This is a genomic window from Nocardia sp. NPDC051756 (assembly GCF_040681495.1).
Classification (GTDB): Bacteria; Actinomycetota; Actinomycetes; order Mycobacteriales; family Mycobacteriaceae; genus Nocardia.
In genome coordinates this window covers 644,172-661,922 of sequence record NZ_JBFAYV010000003.1, presented here as the reverse complement: position 1 = coordinate 661,922, position 17,751 = coordinate 644,172, and the positions used below count along the sequence as shown (strand labels likewise).

General features: G+C 66.6%; 13 protein-coding genes and 2 tRNA genes. 5 read left to right on the top strand and 10 right to left on the bottom strand.

Features of this window, described 5'->3' with window-relative positions; translation table 11 throughout:
- Positions 1-2: 2 nt before the first annotated feature.
- The gene (locus AB0M22_RS14685) at positions 3-503 is read right to left on the bottom strand and encodes a pyridoxamine 5'-phosphate oxidase family protein (RefSeq protein WP_364725686.1); all 501 of its coding nucleotides are present in this window, start codon (positions 501-503) and stop codon (positions 3-5) included.
- Positions 504-830: 327 nt separating this feature from the next.
- On the opposite strand from AB0M22_RS14685, the gene AB0M22_RS14680 reads away from it, so the two are divergent.
- A complete protein-coding gene (locus tag AB0M22_RS14680; RefSeq protein ID WP_364725683.1) occupies positions 831-1,541 on the top strand; it encodes a YoaK family protein in 711 nt (236 codons plus the stop codon).
- A 40-nt stretch (positions 1,542-1,581) separates the two neighbouring features.
- Positions 1,582-2,772 carry a hypothetical protein gene (locus AB0M22_RS14675; RefSeq protein ID WP_364725680.1) on the top strand — a complete coding sequence of 397 codons (1,191 nt, stop codon included), beginning with the start codon at positions 1,582-1,584 and terminating at the stop codon, positions 2,770-2,772.
- 367 nt (positions 2,773-3,139) lie between these two features.
- Here AB0M22_RS14675 and AB0M22_RS14670 read toward each other — a convergent pair.
- The 9 genes from AB0M22_RS14670 to dnaA form a co-directional block, all read right to left on the bottom strand.
- A tRNA-Ala gene (locus AB0M22_RS14670) sits at positions 3,140-3,212 on the bottom strand.
- A 140-nt stretch (positions 3,213-3,352) separates the two neighbouring features.
- Positions 3,353-3,426, bottom strand: a tRNA-Ile gene (locus tag AB0M22_RS14665).
- A 156-nt stretch (positions 3,427-3,582) separates the two neighbouring features.
- Positions 3,583-4,764: a DUF3566 domain-containing protein gene (locus AB0M22_RS14660; protein ID WP_364725677.1), complete on the bottom strand. Its 1,182-nt coding sequence runs from the start codon at positions 4,762-4,764 to the stop codon at positions 3,583-3,585.
- Positions 4,765-4,804: 40 nt separating this feature from the next.
- Positions 4,805-7,327 carry a DNA gyrase subunit A gene (gene gyrA / locus AB0M22_RS14655; protein WP_150400469.1) on the bottom strand — a complete coding sequence of 841 codons (2,523 nt, stop codon included), beginning with the start codon at positions 7,325-7,327 and terminating at the stop codon, positions 4,805-4,807.
- 55 nt (positions 7,328-7,382) lie between these two features.
- Complete coding sequence (gyrB, locus tag AB0M22_RS14650; protein ID WP_150400468.1) at positions 7,383-9,437, bottom strand: DNA topoisomerase (ATP-hydrolyzing) subunit B; 2,055 nt, start codon at positions 9,435-9,437, stop codon at positions 7,383-7,385.
- 410 nt (positions 9,438-9,847) lie between these two features.
- Entirely contained in the window at positions 9,848-10,405 is a 558-nt protein-coding gene (locus AB0M22_RS14645; protein ID WP_364725672.1) for a DUF721 family protein, read from the bottom strand.
- 149 nt (positions 10,406-10,554) lie between these two features.
- Positions 10,555-11,736 (bottom strand): DNA replication/repair protein RecF, encoded by a 1,182-nt coding sequence (gene recF, locus AB0M22_RS14640; protein ID WP_364725669.1) that lies wholly within the window; start codon positions 11,734-11,736, stop codon positions 10,555-10,557.
- A 222-nt stretch (positions 11,737-11,958) separates the two neighbouring features.
- Entirely contained in the window at positions 11,959-13,134 is a 1,176-nt protein-coding gene (gene dnaN, locus AB0M22_RS14635; RefSeq protein ID WP_364725666.1) for a DNA polymerase III subunit beta, read from the bottom strand.
- 878 nt (positions 13,135-14,012) lie between these two features.
- On the bottom strand, positions 14,013-16,094 hold the full coding sequence (gene dnaA, locus AB0M22_RS14630; protein WP_364725663.1) for a chromosomal replication initiator protein DnaA: 2,082 nt from the start codon (positions 16,092-16,094) through the stop codon (positions 14,013-14,015).
- Between the two features lie 665 nt (positions 16,095-16,759).
- Between dnaA and rpmH the strand changes: the two genes are divergently transcribed.
- Genes rpmH through yidD form a run of 3 tightly spaced genes read left to right on the top strand, consistent with a single transcriptional unit; the run spans position 16,760 to position 17,751 of the window.
- Positions 16,760-16,903 carry a 50S ribosomal protein L34 gene (gene rpmH, locus AB0M22_RS14625; RefSeq protein ID WP_005516618.1) on the top strand — a complete coding sequence of 48 codons (144 nt, stop codon included), beginning with the start codon at positions 16,760-16,762 and terminating at the stop codon, positions 16,901-16,903.
- An 18-nt stretch (positions 16,904-16,921) separates the two neighbouring features.
- A complete protein-coding gene (rnpA, locus tag AB0M22_RS14620) occupies positions 16,922-17,356 on the top strand; it encodes a ribonuclease P protein component (RefSeq protein ID WP_364725660.1) in 435 nt (144 codons plus the stop codon).
- A complete protein-coding gene (gene yidD, locus AB0M22_RS14615) occupies positions 17,353-17,751 on the top strand; it encodes a membrane protein insertion efficiency factor YidD (protein WP_150400462.1) in 399 nt (132 codons plus the stop codon). Before rnpA ends, yidD begins: the two co-directional genes overlap by 4 nt.

Here is a 17,751-nt window from a genome sequence, read left to right as displayed (position 1 = left end):
CGTCAGACCGCGACGCGTTCGGCGCCCACCGGTGACCGCCAGATCCGGCTGCGCAGATCCAGCCCGCGAATCACCTGGATCCGCCACGGATCCAACCGCAGGATCTGCAGCTTCGGGTCCTCCGGCGAACGCCAGAACTGGCCGAGGTCGTATCCCGCGCCGGGCGGGCTGGTCTGCCCGTACAGCCGCCAAACCTGCTGCCGGACCTCGGGCGAGTCGACCCACTCCGCGGTCGCGTCCACCGCCACCGAATTGTTGCCCGGCGCCCAATAGGAGAAGTTCACCTGTGGATTGGCGGCGATGTGCGCCGCCTTGATCGGCGTCTTGTAGGTGGCCAGCCAGCCGAGCGGGCTGCCGTCGACGTTCTCCCAGATGGGGATCAGCACCCGGGTCCGCGGCCGGTGCTGCCGATCCACCGTCACCATGGTGGCGTAGCCGATCTGCCCGACGTAGCGGTCGAACTCCGGCTCGAGGTCCGCGAACGACGCGACCTTGCTCGTCATGGTCCTGCTCCTTCCGTGCGACCGGTCACAACGGACTGCCTGCCGGTCGGCGCGCTCAGCATCGCGCGCCCCGTTCCGCAGCCGCTTCGGTCGGTTACTAATTGTTACTGACAGCATCATGCGTCACCGATGCTGACCACGGAAGACGGCACTTTCGAGTCCCTCGGTTACCGCGCGGATACCGGCGCACCGAGCGCACCGCCAGCCGAACGGTCGGTCGATGTCGCATTGGTGACCGTCCGGCAAACCACGGCGCTGCGCATGCGCGTTCCGCCGGCGAGCGGTAACACTGAAGAGTCACATTCACCTTCGAAAGGAGCCTGACCTGTGCCAAAACCGGACGAAGCACGCAAAAAGGCACTTTTCGACAACGAGGCCAGATTGTCCTGGGTGCTGGCCGCACTGGCCGGTTTGATCGGTGCCGCGGCGTTCATGCACACCGCCGGCTACTTCGTCACCTTCATGACCGGCAACACCGAGCGCGCCATCCTCGGCCACTTCCATCAGCAGAACGACACCGCGGTCGCGGCCGCCGGGCTGCTCGCCTCGTTCGTGGCCGGCGTCGTCGTCGCCTCCTGGTGCCGCAGGCGCTACTGGTCCGGCCATCCGCACGGCCCGACCCTGCTGACCACGCTCAGCCTGGCCACCGCCTCGATCATCGACATCGTGCGGTTCCAGAACCCGGACACCGCGTCCATCGATTTCGTGCCGATCCTGTTCGTCGCCTTCGGCGTCGGCGCGCTGAACACCTCCTTCGTCAAAGACGGCGAGGTGTCCGTGCCCCTGAGCTACGTCACCGGCACCCTGGTCAAGCTGGCCCAGGGCATCGAACGGCACATGAGCGGCGGCGATTACGCCGACTGGCTCGGCTACTTCCTGCTCTACCTCAGTTTCGCGCTGGGCGCCCTGCTCGGTGGTCTGCTGAGCATGCTCGTCGCCGGTTGGGCCATGCTCATCACCGCCACCGTCGTCTGCCTGATCGTCACCGGCTACACCTACCTGCACCTCGATCGGCACGGACCGCTGTCGGAACAATGACTCCTGTGCACTCGTCGGTCCTGCCGGTTACGGTGACCGCGTGGAGGAGAACATCGGGACCGACGCCGACCAGTTCGCGGCGCTCGTCCTGCACCAACTGACCGCCGCAGGCCAGCACGACGCGGAGTACGACCCCGACGACTTCAAGATCACCGTCGGCAGTCTCCAGCTGTACCTCGGCAATATCTATCGCGAGACCACAGGTCTCGACGCGGAAGACCGAGACCGCCGAATCGCGAACTTCGTCGCCGCCATGACCGACGACGACGCGCCCGACACCTGGCCCGAGGTCCGGGCGCTGCTGCGACCCATTCTGCGCCCCAACACCTTCGGGATCAGCTCCCCGACCGACGGCATGCGGCCGATTTCCCGCCCCGCGTTCCCGTTCCTCGACGAACTCGTCGCCATCGACCGCCCCCACTCCCGCTCCATCGTCTCCGCGACAACCCTGCGGGACTGGAACGTCGACGCCGACGAAGTCTTCGCCGCGGCGCGCGAAAACCTCACCGCCCTGGTCGGTTCCGGCGGCTTCAAGAGCGAAGGCCTGATCCACTTCGCCGACAACGGCGACGGCTACTGCACCTCCTGGCCCCTGGTCCCCGGCTGGCTGGCCGGCTCCGGCGACGGCACCCACCGCCCGATCGCCTTTCTCCCCGACGTGGACACCCTCATCATCGCCCCCGACCAGGACGACCTAGCACCCCTCTTCGAACACGTCGAACAGCGCTACCGCGAAGCCGTCCGCCCCATCTCCCCCCAGGCCTACACGGTCGACGACCACGGCACCGTAATCCCCCTCGACCAATCCCCCGACCACCGCCACCGCGCCCTCGCCCTGCGCGCCCGATGTGGTTTGGCCGTAACCGAATACGGGGCCCAGGCCACGGCCCTGGAGCAAGCCGTCGACGACCACCTCGCCTACCCCGACCACGAAGACCTGGCCCCCGCCTTCGCCGGCTCGGTCATGTACGTAGCCGACGACACCGGCCCCTACACCGCCACCATCTGGGGCAAAGACGTCGAATACCTACTCCCCGAAGCCGACCGAATCATCTTCTGCACCGAAGAAAACGGCGAAATGCACACCCTCTTCGAAGTCCCCTTCCCCGCCGCAGCCGAAATCACCGGCCTGACTCCCATCCCCGACATGACCCCCACCCGCTACGAAGTCCGCCACTGGCCGACCCCCGAAACCCTGGCCCGCCTGGAAGCAGCCGCAATCCCCCGCTGAACACCAAAGCACCCCAGCCCCTCTCGCATCCGAGAAGTGCTGGGGTGCTGCTTATTCCATGTCGTCCCCGATAGCCCCCAGCCGTTCCACGTGGAACACGCTGAGGCGCCTCACGTTTCACACGGTAGTCAAACAGTCCTGCAGCATGGCTTCAGAATTCACACATGCCAGCAAGGAAGTCGATGCGCAAGCGGATACGTCAAAGTTGGTGGCAGCCATCAGAACCACTCCACTACCCAGGACTGCCGACCAGGAAGGGGGGTCCGGGGGGCAAAGCCCCTCCGGGCGGGGCGTGGGGGCTGCGCCCCCACAAAACACGCGGAACGAGCCCGGCTCATGCTCTCCATGAGCATGAGCAACCTACGAGTGGAGCCTAGGGGAATCGAACCCCTAACCCCTGCCTTGCAAAGGCAGTGCTCTGCCAATTGAGCTAAGGCCCCGAGTCAGCGGGTGGTGACCTCGTGCCACATGTCCGCGTCGTTGCGCTGGCGCAGCTTGGAGATGCCGATGAGAACCGCGATCACGGCACCGACCGTGACAAGAAACTTCATGGTTCCCACCCTACTGTCATGTTCGGGAGTGGGCCTAGGAGGACTTGAACCTCCGACCTCTTCGTTATCAGCGAAGCGCTCTAACCGCCTGAGCTATAGGCCCGTATGGCTCCTGTGTTCTTCCACCTGAGCCGAGGCTAGAGATTACCCGACTTGCACATGAACGACCAAAACGGCTGGTAGAAGGGGCGTAATCGAACGAAAACGGCCGGTGCCCTCCCCTGGATGGGGACGGCACCGGCCGGTGGTTTTTCGGGTTCTAGTCGGGGTCGGCCAGGGTTACCTGGATGCCGCCGACCAGATCGCAGCACTGGTTGTAGATGAACGTGCCGACGGTGCCGAGCGCGGTGAACAGCACCACGTTGATCAGCCCGATGACGCCCGCGTAGCCGAAGACGGTGCCGGCGTCGATGAGGCCGACCGATCCGCTGTCCTGCGAGACCATGTCGGTGAAGGTGTTGTTCAACCGTTCCCACACGCCCATGCCCTCGAGCACGATGTAGAGCAGGCCGACGGCGAGCATCCAGACGAAGAACATGGCCACGCTGATCACCAGGGAGATCTTCAGGGTCGACCAGGGGTCGATCCGGCGGATCTGCACGGTGGCCCGCAGCGGCTCGCCGGTGGCGACGGCCGCGGCGACCGCGACCGGCACGGCGGGCGAGATGGGCGTCTGCGGGCCCGTGTGCTCGGCCGACGGCGGCAGCGGGTGCCGGATCTCGGAGAGGTCCGGCATGTCCTTGATCAGTTCGGGCCGGGCGATGCTGCGGGTCGGTCCGTCGATGCCGACGGACTTCACCATGGCGGCTTCCTTGCGCGCCGCCTTGGCCGCGAGGTCGGCGGTGGTGCGCGCGTTGGTCACGCCACCGCCGAGACCGCCGCCGCCACCACCGGGACCACCGCCCGGGCCGCCGGAGCCGCTCGGGCGTCCGGTGACCGGCGCTTGGCCGGGCCGGTACAGGTTGGACTGTGGTTCCCGCTGCGGCAGTTGTGCCCAGCCGTCCTGGAACGGCGATTGGCCACCACCGTTGCCACCGGACTGATCCCCCGACTCGGGTGCGCCGGGCTCTGAGTTGTTCATGCGGACAGTCTGATCGAACGGATCTTGACCGCTTTGACCGGGAGCCTGCTCCGGCCCCTTCGGCTTGCCCGCGAAATCGCCTTGCTGGTCTTGCATTTCGCGCTGCTGTCCGCCTTGCTGGCCGGACGGGCCGCCACCGGGTTGATTACCGTGCTGCTGCCCGCCCGGCTGGCCTGCGGCGGATTGCCCACCACCACCGTTCGGCTGGCCGCCACCTGGCTGCCCGCCGCCCGGCTGGCCGTTATCGGCCGACGAATTCGGCCGGGGGATCGGCCGCGGCGGAATCGGGGACGGTGCGATCCGCTCGGTCACACCGTTCGTCTGGTGCCGCTCGTCATTCGGCTGATTCGGAGTGGTCAATGGGAATCCTTAGATCCGTTCGTTGCCGCCGCTGGTGGGTTTACTCGGAGGAACCGGTGTCGCTGTCGTCGCCGGCGAGCAGGTCGGGATCGGGCTCGTCGGCGTTGCGCGCGATAGCAAGCAACGTATCGCCCTCGCCGAGGTTCATCAATCGCACGCCCTTGGTCTGTCGTCCAGCCTTACGCACCTGCTTGGCCACGGTCCGGATGACACCACCACCGGACGTGATCGCGTACAACTCATCCTCGTCTTCGACGATGAGCGCACCGACAAGGGTGCCACGCTTGGGGTCGTATTGGACGGTCAATACGCCTTTACCGCCCCGGCCCTGCGCCGTGTACTCCTCGATCGCCGTCCGCTTAGCGTAACCGCCGGCGGTCGCCACCAGCAGATATGTATCCGGGCGCACAACATTGAGCGACAACAGTTCATCGGAGGCGTTGAACCGCATGCCCTGCACGCCGGAGGTGGCCCGGCCCATCGGACGCAGCGCCTCGTCGGTCGCGGAGAACCGGATCGACTGACCCAGCGCCGAGACCAGCAGCAGGTCGTCGTCGGCCGAGCACAGCACGGCGCCGACCAATTCGTCCTCGTCGCGCAGGTTCACCGCGACGATGCCGCCGGTGCGGTTGGAGTCGAAATCGGTCAGCTTCGACTTCTTCACCAAGCCATTCTTGGTGGCGAGCACCAGGTATGGCGAGTCTTCGTAGGATTTCAGCTGGATGATCTGGGCGATCTTCTCGTCCGGCTGGAAGGCGAGCAGGTTGGCCACGTGCTGACCGCGCGCGGTCCGGCTGGCCTCGGGCAGCTCGTAGGCCTTGGCCCGGTACACCCGGCCCTTGTTCGTGAAGAACAGCAGCCAGTCGTGCGTTGACGAGATGAAGAAGTGCTTGACCAGGTCGTCCTGCTTGAGCCCGGCGCCCTGCACGCCCTTGCCGCCGCGCTTCTGGCTGCGGTAGAGGTCGGTCTTGGTGCGCTTGGCGTAGCCGGTCTCGGTGATGGTGACGACCACGTCCTCGCGGGCGATCAGATCCTCGTCGGCGACGTCACCGTCGGCCGCGATGATCCGGGTGCGCCGGTCGTCGCCGTACTTCTCGACGATCTCGGCCAGCTCGTCGCGCACGATGGCGCGCTGGCGCTCCGGCTTTTCGAGAATGTCCTTCAGGTCGGCGATTTCGAGTTCGATCTTGGCCAACTCGTCGACGATCTTCTGCCGCTCCAACGCCGAGAGGCGACGCAGCTGCATGTCGAGGATGGCGGTGGCCTGGATCTCGTCGATGTCGAGCATCTGCATCAGGCCGGTGCGCGCGGTGTCGGTGTTGGCCGAACGCCGGATCAACGCGATGACCTCGTCGAGCGCGTCCAGCGCCTTGACCAGGCCGCGCAGGATGTGGGCCCGCTCCTCGGCCTTGCGCAGCAAGTACTTGGTGCGCCGGACGATGACGTCCAACTGGTGCTTGACGTAGTGCCGGATCATCTGGTCGAGCCGCAGGGTGCGCGGCACGCCGTCGACGATGGAAAGCATGTTGCAGCCGAAACTGGTCTGCAGCTGGGTGTGCTTGTAGAGATTGTTCAGCACGACCTTGGCCACGGCGTCGCGCTTGACCGTGACCACGATCCGCATGCCCGCGCGGTCGGAGGACTCGTCGTGGATGTCGGAGATGCCGGCGATCTTGCCGTCGCGCACCTGCTCGGCGATCGCGTTGATGAAGTTGTCCGTGTTGACCTGGTACGGCAGCTCGGTGATGACCAGGGTCGTGCGGCCCTTGTTGTCTTCCTCGATCTCGACCACGCCGCGCATCCGGACCGAGCCGCGGCCGGTGGAGTAGGCATCGTGGATGCCCTGCCCGCCGACGATCAGGCCGTAGGTCGGGAAGTCCGGACCCTTGACCCGCTCGATACAGGCGGCCAGCGTGGATTCCTCGTCGGCGTCGAAGTTGTCCAGCGCCCAGTAGATCGCGTCGGCCAGTTCGCGCAGGTTGTGCGGCGGAATGTTGGTCGCCATGCCGACCGCGATGCCGTTGCTGCCGTTCATCAGCAGCGCGGGCACCCGGCTGGGCAGCACGGTCGGCTCCTGCGAGCGACCGTCGTAGTTCGGCACGAAATCGACCGTCTCGTGGTCGATCTCGCGCAGCATCTCCATCGCGAGCGGGGTCAGCCTGCACTCGGTGTAACGCATGGCGGCCGCGCCGTCGTTGCCGCGCGAGCCGAAGTTGCCCTGGCCGTCGACCAGCGGGTAGCGCAGCGACCACGGCTGCGCCATACGCACGAGGGTGTCGTAGATCGAGCTGTCGCCGTGCGGGTGGTAGTTACCCATGGTCTCGGCGACCGGGCGCGCGGACTTCACATAGCCGCGGTCGGGCCGATACCCGTTGTCGTACATGGCATACAGCACGCGCCGGTGCACCGGCTTGAGGCCGTCGCGCACCTCGGGCAGCGCGCGGCCGACGATCACGCTCATCGCGTAATCGATGTAGCTGTTCTGCATTTCCTGCTGGATGTCGACCGGGTCGATCCGGTCGCCGCCGGCGCCTCCGTACGGAGGCAGCGTCGTGTCGGTCATGAAGTCTCCTTAGCGGGCCTGGTGCGGTTGCGGTGACGTGGCAACGCGCACCGGCTTATACGTCGAGGAAGCGAACGTCCTTGGCATTACGGGTGATAAAGCTGCGGCGGGCCTCTACGTCCTCGCCCATCAGCACGCTGAACAGCTCGTCGGCCGCGGCCGCGTCGTCCAGGGTGACCAGCTTGAGCACGCGCACCGAGGGGTCCATCGTGGTCTCCCACAGTTCCTTGGCGTTCATCTCGCCGAGACCCTTGTAGCGCTGGACGCCGTCTTCCTTGTTGATCTTCTTGCCCGACGCCAGACCCGCCTCGAGCAGGCCGTCGCGCTCGCGGTCGGAGTAGGCGAACTCCGGGTCGCTGCGCTGCCACTTGAGCTTGTACAGCGGCGGCTGCGCGAGGTACACGTGGCCCTGTTCGACCAGCGGGCGCATGAACCGGAACAGCAGCGTGAGCAGCAGGGTGGCGATGTGCTGGCCGTCCACGTCGGCGTCGGCCATCAGCACGATCTTGTGATAGCGCAGCTTGGCGATATCGAACTCGTCGTGGATGCCGGTGCCGAACGCGGTGATGATCGACTGGACTTCGTTGTTCTTCAGCACCCGGTCGATCCGGGCCTTCTCGACGTTGATGATCTTTCCGCGCAGCGGCAGGATCGCCTGGTACATCGAGTCGCGCCCGGACTTCGCCGAGCCACCGGCGGAGTCGCCCTCCACGATGTAAATTTCGGACTTGCTGGGGTCCTTGGACCGGCAGTCGGCCAGCTTGCCCGGCAGGCCGCCGAGGTCGGTCGCGCTCTTGCGGCGCACCAGCTCCCTGGCCTTACGGGCCGCGACGCGCGCCTGCGCCGAGGAGACCGCCTTGTTCACGATGGTCTTCGCGTCGGCCGGGTTGGCCTCGAACCAATGCGAGAGGTGCTCGTTGCACGCCTTCTGCACGAACGACTTGACCTCGGTGTTGCCGAGCTTGGTCTTGGTCTGACCCTCGAACTGCGGCTCGGAGACCTTCACGCTGACGATCGCGGCCAGGCCCTCGCGGATGTCGTCACCGGTGAGGTTGCCGTCTTTTTCCTTGAGCAGCTTCTTGTCTTTGGCGTACTTGTTCACCACCGTGGTCAGCGCCGCGCGGAAGCCCTCTTCGTGGGTGCCGCCCTCGTGCGTGTTGATGGTGTTGGCGAAGGTGTGCACGCTCTCGGAGTAGCCCGAGTTCCACTGCATGGCGACCTCGAGCTCGTGGCCGGTGCCCTTACCGGTGAACCCGACGACCGAGTTGTGGATCGGCTGCTTGGTCCGGTTGATGTGGCGGACGAAGTCCTCCAGACCACCCGGGTAGTGGTAGGTGCGCTTCTTCACCTTGTGCTCGACCGGCGCGGCGACGTCTTCGGCCTCGGCGTGCTTCGGCGCGTCCGCGGTCTCGCTGACCACATCGTCGGTGATCTCGGCGTCGGTGACCCGCTCGTCGGTCAGGGTGATGGTGAGTCCCTTGTTGAGGAACGCCATCTCCTGCAGCCGGCGGGCGACCGTCTCGAAGTTGTAAGTGGTGGTCTCGAAGATGTTCGGATCGGCCCAGAACCGGATCGTGGTGCCGGTCTTCTTGGACGGATCGCCCTGCAGCAGCTTGCCGGGGACCGAGTCCTTGTAGGTCTGGGTCCAGTGGAAACCGTCGCGGTCGATCTCCGCCTCCAGCTGGGAGGACAGCGCGTTGACCACGGAGATACCGACACCGTGCAGACCACCGGACACCGCGTAGGAGTCGGAGTCGAACTTGCCGCCGGCATGCAGCTGGGTCATGACCACCTCGATGGTCGGGACGCCCTGCGCGTGCATCGCCACCGGGATGCCACGGCCGTCGTCGACCACCTCGACGCCGCCGTCGGCGAGCAGGGTGACCTCGACCTTGGACGCGTACCCGGCCATCGCCTCGTCGACGGAGTTGTCGACGACCTCCCAGATCAGGTGGTGCAGACCACGCTCACCGGTGGAACCGATGTACATGCCTGGACGCTTGCGGACCGCCTCGAGTCCTTCGAGGACCGTGATGGACGAGGCGCCGTAATCCGCCTTGCCCGAGGAAGCGTTGGTCGAGCCCGATGCGTTGGAGTCGTTGGCAGCCACTGGTCGGTAGCTCTCCTTACTTGCTGATCCTCCTGGCGAGGCACTGCACAGCACGCGTTGATCCCTGGCCATGACTGCTCGAGAAATACAGGGCCACGCGGGCTGTACGGGACGCACCGAAGGTGATCGCCGCTAGTTACGTCACCATCCTACTGGTACACCCAACCTACAGTGCACCTACGACACCCCTGACGGCTCCGTGAATGCGAGAAATCGGATTGTCGCGAGTCTGTTCCGCCCTTCGGGGCTTTAGCCCGCCTCTGGGAGGATTCGGGCGGTGCGCGTCCCGGGACCGTCCGGGCGGCACGAGATCACCGAGCGGTATGCCCGGATTTCCGACCGCGCGGCGTTGCCTGCGGTTGGCGGATCGAGCGCTACCGATGCCCGGTTTCACGTGGAACGCGGCCGTTTTATCCGTAGGTATCGCGAGGTCCGCGGCCGCGGACGTGCCGTTCGCCCTTGCGCCAGCTGGGCGCCGCGGGGCCGCTGATCTTCAGCGAAGTCACCACGCCGGGTCCGACCGCGGCGTTGATCTTCGCCAGGATCTGGCTCTGCAACATGCGCAATTGGGTTGCCCAGGCGGTGGATTCGGCCGCGATGCTCAGCACGTTGTCCTTCAAGGTCAACGGGGTGGCATGGGCGGCGATGTCCTCGCCGACGACGCCGGCCCAGCGGCCGAACACCGTGCCCTCGGCGACCTTGGCGGACCAGCCGCGGTTCTTGGCCAGCGAGCCGGTCAACGCGCCGAACAGCTGGGGATCGCGCGGATCCGGGCCCGCGCCCGACCAGCCGCTGCGGCGACGGGCCCCGGTCCGCAGCTTGCGCTGCGGCGAGGATCGCCCCTGCCCGACGGACTTTCCACTCGCCTTGGCCGCCGCCCGAGCCTCTTCGAGCGCTCGCCTGGCCAGATCCACACCGCGCAACTCCGGCTCTTTACCTGCCGGTTCGGCGCCATTTCGATCGGTCACCAGGCTCCTCTCGTGTCGCGCGGCCAGAGGGTCACTCTACGACAGAGGGCCGACAGAACAGCCGCCTCAGATGCGGCAATACACGCGCTGGTTATCCACAGGACCTGTTGATAACCATGCTTTTCTGTGCATACGCCACAGTGCGTTCGTCAGGGTGCCGGGATGACGGGCTCGGCGATCCGGGAGGTACGGCCGTCGCCGCCACCGCTGGTTTCCACCCGCAGCGGGACGGCGGCGAGTTCGGCGGGGACGTCCTCCGGGACCGCGGCGGTGATCAGCACCTGTTCCGCGCCCGCGGCCACGGCGGCCAGGGCGGTGCGACGACGGCGGTCGAGTTCGGCGAACACGTCGTCGAGCAGCAGCACCGGTTCGGATCCGTTGGCGCGCAACAGCTCGAACGCGGCGAGGCGCAGGGCGAGGGCGAAGGACCAGGATTCGCCGTGACTGGCGAAGCCCTTGGCCGGCGCCTCGCCGAGGTTCAGTTCCAGTTCGTCGCGGTGCGGGCCGACCAGGCAGACGCCGCGTTCGAGTTCCTTCGTCCGGGCCGCGGCCAGTTCACGCAGCATGATCGCTTCGAGCGCATCGGTGTCGTCCGGCGCGGGTTCCCTTGCCGGGTCCAGGAATTCGGGCGGCAGGGTGGCGCTGCGGTAAGCGATTGCGGCAGCCCGGGATTCGGGCGCGATCGACGCGTAGGCCTGGGCGAGGTACGGGTACAGGTCGTGCACCAGGCGCAGCCGGTAGGTCAGCAGCACCGAGGCATGGGTGGCCAGGTGTCCGTCCCACACGTCGAGGGTGCTCAGATCCGACTTCGATCGGGCTTGCCGCCCAGCGGATTTCAGCAAGGCCGAGCGCTGGCGCAGCACCCGGTCGTAGTCGCTGCGCACGGCGGCGAGCCTGGGCAGCCGAGCTGTGCACAACTCGTCCATGAACCGTCGGCGTTCGCCCGGATCGCCGCGCACCAGCGCGAGATCCTCGGGCGCGAACAGCACCGTTTGCAGGATGCCGAGGATCTCCCGCGGTCGCCGGGCGGGCGAGCGATTGATCTGTGCGCGATTGGCGGTGCCCTGGTTCAGCTCGATATCGATGCGCAACTCGCGACCGGTGTTGACCACGGATGCGCCGATCCTGGCCTTGTCCGCGCCCAGCCGGATCAGCGGGGCATCGGCGGCGACCCGATGCGAGCCGAGGGTGGCCAGGTAGCCGATCGCCTCCAGCAGGTTGGTCTTGCCGTTGCCGTTCGAGCCGAGGAAAACCGTTCGGCCTGGGGATAATTCGAGTTCCGCGTGGTCCCAGGAGCGGAAGTCACGCAGCGACAGTGTTCTGATGAACATCCGCTACCTGGCCCCTACCTGCGCGAGTTCCGTCACTTGATGTTGTGCACAACGCTGCCACGCGACCGCCGAAACCGTTGCCGCCCATGCACAGTCTGTGCGTGACCTGTGCATGAATGCCGCCGGGCTCGGCCGCCTGGTCGCCGAATCCCGCAGCGTGGCTATCGGTTTCGCGGCGACCGAGGCAATGACCGAACTCGGGTCACGGTCGTGCACAGGTGCTCAGCCCGGCAGCCGGACCGGCATCAGCAGGTAGGTGTACGGGCTGTCCAGGGCGGCGAACGCGCCCGACTCGAGCACCTTCGGCTCGTCCTCGACGGCAGGCAGCAGCACCGCGGGCCGGCTCGGCGTGGTGAATCCGAAGGTGACCCGCTCGGCGTGCAGCGCGGACAGGCCGTCGATCAGGTAGCCGGGGTTGAACGCGATGGTCAGCGATTCGCCGCGGAAGTCGGCCTCCAGCCATTCCTCGGCGCGACCGGCGTCGTCGCCACCGGCGGACAGTTGCAGGCCCTCGGTGGAGAACTCCAGCCGCACCTGGGCGCCGCGCTCGGCGACCAGGGCGACGCGCTTGATCGCCTCGGTCAGCACGGACACCTGGAGGGTGGCGATCGAGGTGTGTTCCTTCGGCAGCAGCTGACGGAACTTGGGGAATTCGGCGTCGAGCAGCCGGGTGGTGGTCCGGCGGCCCGCGTTCACGATGCCGAGCAGGCCGTCCGAACCGGCGCCGGTGCCGAGCGAAAGCTGCACGGGCGCATCGGAGGAGCCGAGCGTCTTGGCGGCCTCGGACAGCGTCCTGGCCGGGATGAGCACCGAGGTCTCGATGGCGGCATCGGCCGGCGACCACTCGATGTGGCGCACCGCGAGGCGGAATCGGTCGGTGGCCGCGAGCACCACCTTCGAGCCCTCGATCTCGACCCGGATGCCGGTGAGCATCGGGAGCGTGTCGTCCCGGCCCGCCGCCACGGCGACCTGGCCGACCGCATTGGCGAACACGTCGACGCTCAGCTCACCGGTCTGCTGCGGTACCTCGGGCAGCTGGGGATAGTCCTCGACCGGCATGGTCGGCAGGGAGAACTTCGCACTGCCGCAGGCGATCAGCACGCGAGTGCCGTCCACCGACACGTCGACCGGCTTGTTCGACAGCGACTTGGTGATGTCGGCGAGCAGCCGGCCGGAGACCAGGACCTCGCCCGGACCGGCGACCTCGGCGGCGACCCGCATCTGCGCGGAGACCTCGTAGTCGAAGCCGGAGACGGTGAGCCCGCCTTCGTCGGCGACGAGCAGCACGCCACCGAGCACCGGGACGGGAGGCCGGGACGGGAGGCTACGTGCCACCCAGGCAACCGATTCGGCGAAGTCCTCTCGGGCGACCCGAAACTTCATGCTTGCAAGCTCCATCGCCCGATCTGTCCTCTCCCAGTTCCGTGAGCTGTTATGCGGTGGCCGGACATTCGTCCTCCAAGCCTGTCGGCTCGTTCAACGTTGATTCGCGCAGGATGTGGATCAGCCGCCATGGAAAGTGTGGCACAGGCGACCGACACCAAACCGTACCCGCGACTGTGGCTGTGGCCTAGCCCGACCCTCCGGCGGTTCTTGTCGGTCCGATGTCGGTCAGCCGGTGAGTGCGCGGCGGGTGTGTACGGATCTGCCGACCGAACTCTCGATCGCGGATCTGCTCCCGGCTCTTCTCCTTGCCTGGGGACGAGAGCGGTTCGCGTCGTGACTCTCCTCAACCCGACTTTCCACACACCTGTTTTAAAGAAGGTTCTTCTAGGAGAAGAACTGAAGTAGTAGTAGGCACTGTGGAATCTGTGCACTGACGCCGAATCCGCAGGTCAGCGGGCGTGGTGCCGTGGGGATGACCGCGGGGTGTCTCGAGGATGAACGAGGGGCGTCTGTGGAGTTCCGAAGTTGTCCCACATTCATCCTCGAGTGCTCCTCGAGTTGTTCCACCGAATTCACCCGGTTGTTCACACGTGTGTACCGATGCGTGGACAACTCGAGGAATCCTCGAGGACTCCACATGGACTCCTCGAGGATTCCCCAACCCCGTGACCGACTGCCGTGCTGGTCACTGCCTGTGCGCAAGTCCGCCTGGGGAAGCTGGGGATAAGTCCCTGTTAGCGAACGCCCGGCAGTCCATCCCCACACCTGTTAGCCAACCGGTGCACAACTAGGAGTTTCCTCGAGGACTCCACAAGGATTCCTCGAGGAATCCACAGGCCACAAAAAAGCACCGCCCCAGGTCAGGGGCGGTGCGGGGGTGTTAGTGAAACTCAGCGCGAGCGTTGCTTGATTCGGGCTGTTAGTTCTTGCACCTGGTCATAGACCCGGCGCCGCTCGGTCATCTCCTTGCGGATCTTTTTCTCCGCGTACATCACCGTGGTGTGGTCGCGGCCGAACGCCTGGCCGATCTTCGGCAGCGACAGATCGGTCAGCTCACGGCACAGGTACATGGCGATCTGCCGCGCCTGGGCCAGCGGCCGCGCCTTGCCCGGCCCGGTCAGCTCCTCGAGCGTGGTGTTGAAGTACTCCGCGGTGACGGCCATGATCGTCGCCGCGTTGATCTCCAGCGCCGCGGTGTCCGGCATGAGGTCCCGCAGTACCACCTCGGCCAGCGGCAGGTCCAGCGGCTGACCGTTCAGCGACGCGAACGCGGTCACCCGGATCAGCGCGCCCTCCAGCTCGCGGATATTGCGTTCCACCCGGGTGGCGATCAGTTCCATCACGTCGTGCGGCACGTCGAGCCGGTCCATCCGCGCCTTCTTGCGCAGGATGGCGATGCGGGTCTCCAGCTCGGGCGGTTGCACGTCGGTGATCAGGCCCCACTCGAACCGGGTGCGCAGCCGTTCCTCCAGCGTGGCGAGCTGTTTGGGCGGGCGGTCGGAGGAGACGACGATCTGTTTGTTGGCGTTGTGCAGGGTGTTGAAGGTGTGGAAGAACTCCTCCTGGATGCCTTCCTTGCCCTCGATGAACTGGATGTCGTCGACCAGCAGGATGTCGGTCTCGCGGTAGCGGCGCTTGAACGCCACCTTGCGGTCGTCACGCAGGCTGTTGATGAAGTCGTTGGTGAATTCCTCGGTCGAGACGTACTTCACCCGCATGCCTGGGAACAGCCGCTGGGCGTAGTGGCCGGCCGCGTGTAGTAGGTGCGTCTTGCCCAAACCCGAAGCGCCCCAGACGAATAGGGGGTTGTAGGCGCGGGCAGGCGCCTCCGCGATGGCGACCGCCGCGGCGTGTGCGAACCGGTTGGACGCGCCGATGACGAACGTCTCGAACGTGTATTTCGCGTTCAGGCTGGCCGAGGAGCTCGACGGCGCGGAACTCTCCTGCGACTTGGTGAAGTAGGTCGGCCAGGAATTACGGGCGTTGACCACGGGCTCGTCGTCCCGGTCGGCGCGCGGGCTCTCGGATTCGCGCACCGACTCGTGCGCGGCCGTCATGCCCTGATCGTCGGACTCCGCGGCCTCGCGCACGGGGGCGCGGACCGGACCGCGCATGGCGGCGGGGCCGGGCTCGGGGGTGAACAAGGACTCCTGGCCGGGCGGGATGGACTCGCGGCGCGGAGGAAGGCCCTGGTCACGGCGTTGCGCGGGCGAGGGGTCGTGCCGCGGTGCGGGCTGCAGCTCGGCCGGGGCTTGGTATTCGCCGCGGTCCTGGTACTCGTCGCGGGCGTAGTCCTGGCGGTCGTATTCGCCGGTGGCTGGGTATTCCGGGGCGTACTCGTTGTCGGAGTAGTCGGATCCGCCGTTGTAGCTGGGGGCCGGGGCGTAGTCGTTGGACTGGGCGTAGCGCGGTTGCTGGTAGTCGTCGCGGCCCTGGTACTCGCCGCCGGGGTAGCCGGCCTGGCCACGTCCGTTGTCCCGGGGGCCGTTGTCGCGGTGACCATTGTCTCCGGGGCCGCCATCGCGAGGTCCGTTGTCGCGGGGACCGTTGTCGCGGGGACCGTTGTCCCGAGGTCCATTGTCGCGGGGACCGTTATCGCGAGGTCCGTTGTCCCTCGGGCGCGAGGGCATGCTCGTCATTCGGGCGTGCCGGGGGTTGTTGCTGTTCCGGTCGCTGGTCGGGGCGGTCGGCGCGGCGATGCGCACGCCGAGTCCTTCCACCTGTGGACCGAGCCGCCGGGCCAGCGACCGCAGGATCGGCTCGCGCAGATCGCGTTCTATGGCCTCCTGAGCCAACGAGGAAGGCACCGAGAGCAGGGCGAATCCCTGCGCCACCGTCAGCGGCTTGACCAGTTTCAGCCAGGCCTGCTGTGCTCTGGTGACCGGCGGAATGGCACCGTCGGTCGAGCCGGTGGTCAGCTCGGCAACTACCTCGGGCCACACCGTGGCCAACACGTTCTGCTCGTCGTCCATGCAGTTTCCTCCCCGGAAGTAGGTCGATAGGAGCAGACGGCCGGGGCACGCGGGGAGGCAGTGGTGACGACCGTGCTCGGGTCGGTACCGTGATCCTGCGTACGTCCGTAACCGGTTCGAGCGCTGCCCGGATCCCCATTCCGAGCGGCGACGGGGCACCGTCGGCCCTACGAATATGCCACTCCACGGGTCTTTCCACACAATTATCCACAGATGTGGAGAACCCTGGGGAGTTGTGAAATACGGCTTTTCGGCCCGACGGCAAGGCTCTGACCTGCGGTTCTGTAGCAACCCCCTGGCAAAGCAGGTTGGCGACGCGTTCGGGCGTGGCTAGGGGTGTGGACGAACTCACGGTGATACTCACAGGGTCTGACCGTGATATGCACAGCTTTGGGATCGACCGTTCGGGTTCGTGCTGGTCGGGCGTTCGGGGCCGCTCGGGTGGGGCGAGTTTGACCCGCTCCGAGGCGATCAGTACCCTCGTACAGTCACCCTTTGGTGCGGTGGCGGTCTTGTGCTGACCGCGTGTAGGTCGTGATCGACCGACTGTGCGCCAAGACCGACGCGCCGATGATGACCAGACCTTGCGATTCATCGCGAATACCTGTTTCACCGAAATAGCTTCGGGCACTAACCGGTGCCCACTGACTCGAGGAGTGTTGACCGTGGCCAAGGGCAAGCGGACGTTCCAGCCGAACAACCGTCGTCGGGCTCGCGTCCACGGCTTCCGTCTCCGGATGCGCACCCGTGCGGGTCGCGCCATCGTTTCGGCGCGCCGCCGCAAGGGCCGCGCCGAACTCACTGCCTGATCTTCCGCGGACGCTCGGGTGTTGCCTGAGCCGTATCGGTTGCATCATCGTGCCGACTTCTCCCGGACGGTGCGCCGCGGCCAGCGAGTCGGGAGGCGAGATCTGGTCGTACACGTGCTCACGCACGGGTATGACGGAGTCGTGGACGTGAATGGACGACATGGTGATCCAGCCGGTGCGCTGGTCCGCGTAGGCGGGCCACGCTTCGGGCTGATCGTCAGCAAGGCGGTGGGCAACGCGGTGATTCGACACCGTGTGGCCCGCCGCCTGCGTCATATGTGCCTCCAGATAGTTCCGGAGTTGCCCGCCGACGCCGACATCGTGATCCGCGCCCTGCCGGGTGCGGCGGCCGCCTCCTCGGAGGAGCTGCTGCGCCAATTGCGCGGGGCGGTACGCAAACTCGGTGTCGGATCGACCGGCGCGGCAGCCGTCGGATCGGCCGGTCCGGCATGAGCCGCACCGCGAAGATCGGCCGGCTACCGGCGAACGCACTGATCTTTCTGATCGAGTTGTATCGGACCTACGTCTCCCCCACCCGCATGCCGGTGTGCCGATTCACCCCGACCTGCAGCGAGTACGCGGTCACCGCATTGCGGACGCGCGGGCTGTTCGTCGGCCTCGGATTGGCAGCCGTGCGACTGGCCAAATGTGCGCCCTGGCACCCTGGTGGGTGGGACCCCGTTCCGGAGCGGAAGCGAAGCACCGTTCGCACCGTGCCCGGGACCGTGGCAGCCACCGATCCGGCGCCGCAGGAAGCCAACCTGCAGGCCGACCCGGTGTCGGAGCCGAACGCTTGGAAAGGATCACCGCGTGCGGTGATCGGCGATACGAACGACGGGAGTGCATAG

Excerpts from the sequence above, each read along its gene's own strand:
- AB0M22_RS14685 (WP_364725686.1), bottom strand. The coding sequence starts at position 503 with ATGACGAGCAAGGTCGCGTCGTTCGCGGACCTCGAGCCGGAGTTCGAC.
- gyrA (WP_150400469.1), bottom strand. The coding sequence starts at position 7,327 with ATGACCGACACGACGCTGCCTCCGTACGGAGGCGCCGGCGGCGACCGG.
- recF (WP_364725669.1), bottom strand. The coding sequence starts at position 11,736 with ATGTTCATCAGAACACTGTCGCTGCGTGACTTCCGCTCCTGGGACCAC.
- dnaN (WP_364725666.1), bottom strand. The coding sequence starts at position 13,134 with ATGGAGCTTGCAAGCATGAAGTTTCGGGTCGCCCGAGAGGACTTCGCC.
- dnaA (WP_364725663.1), bottom strand. The coding sequence starts at position 16,094 with ATGGACGACGAGCAGAACGTGTTGGCCACGGTGTGGCCCGAGGTAGTT.
- yidD (WP_150400462.1), top strand. The coding sequence starts at position 17,353 with ATGAGCCGCACCGCGAAGATCGGCCGGCTACCGGCGAACGCACTGATC.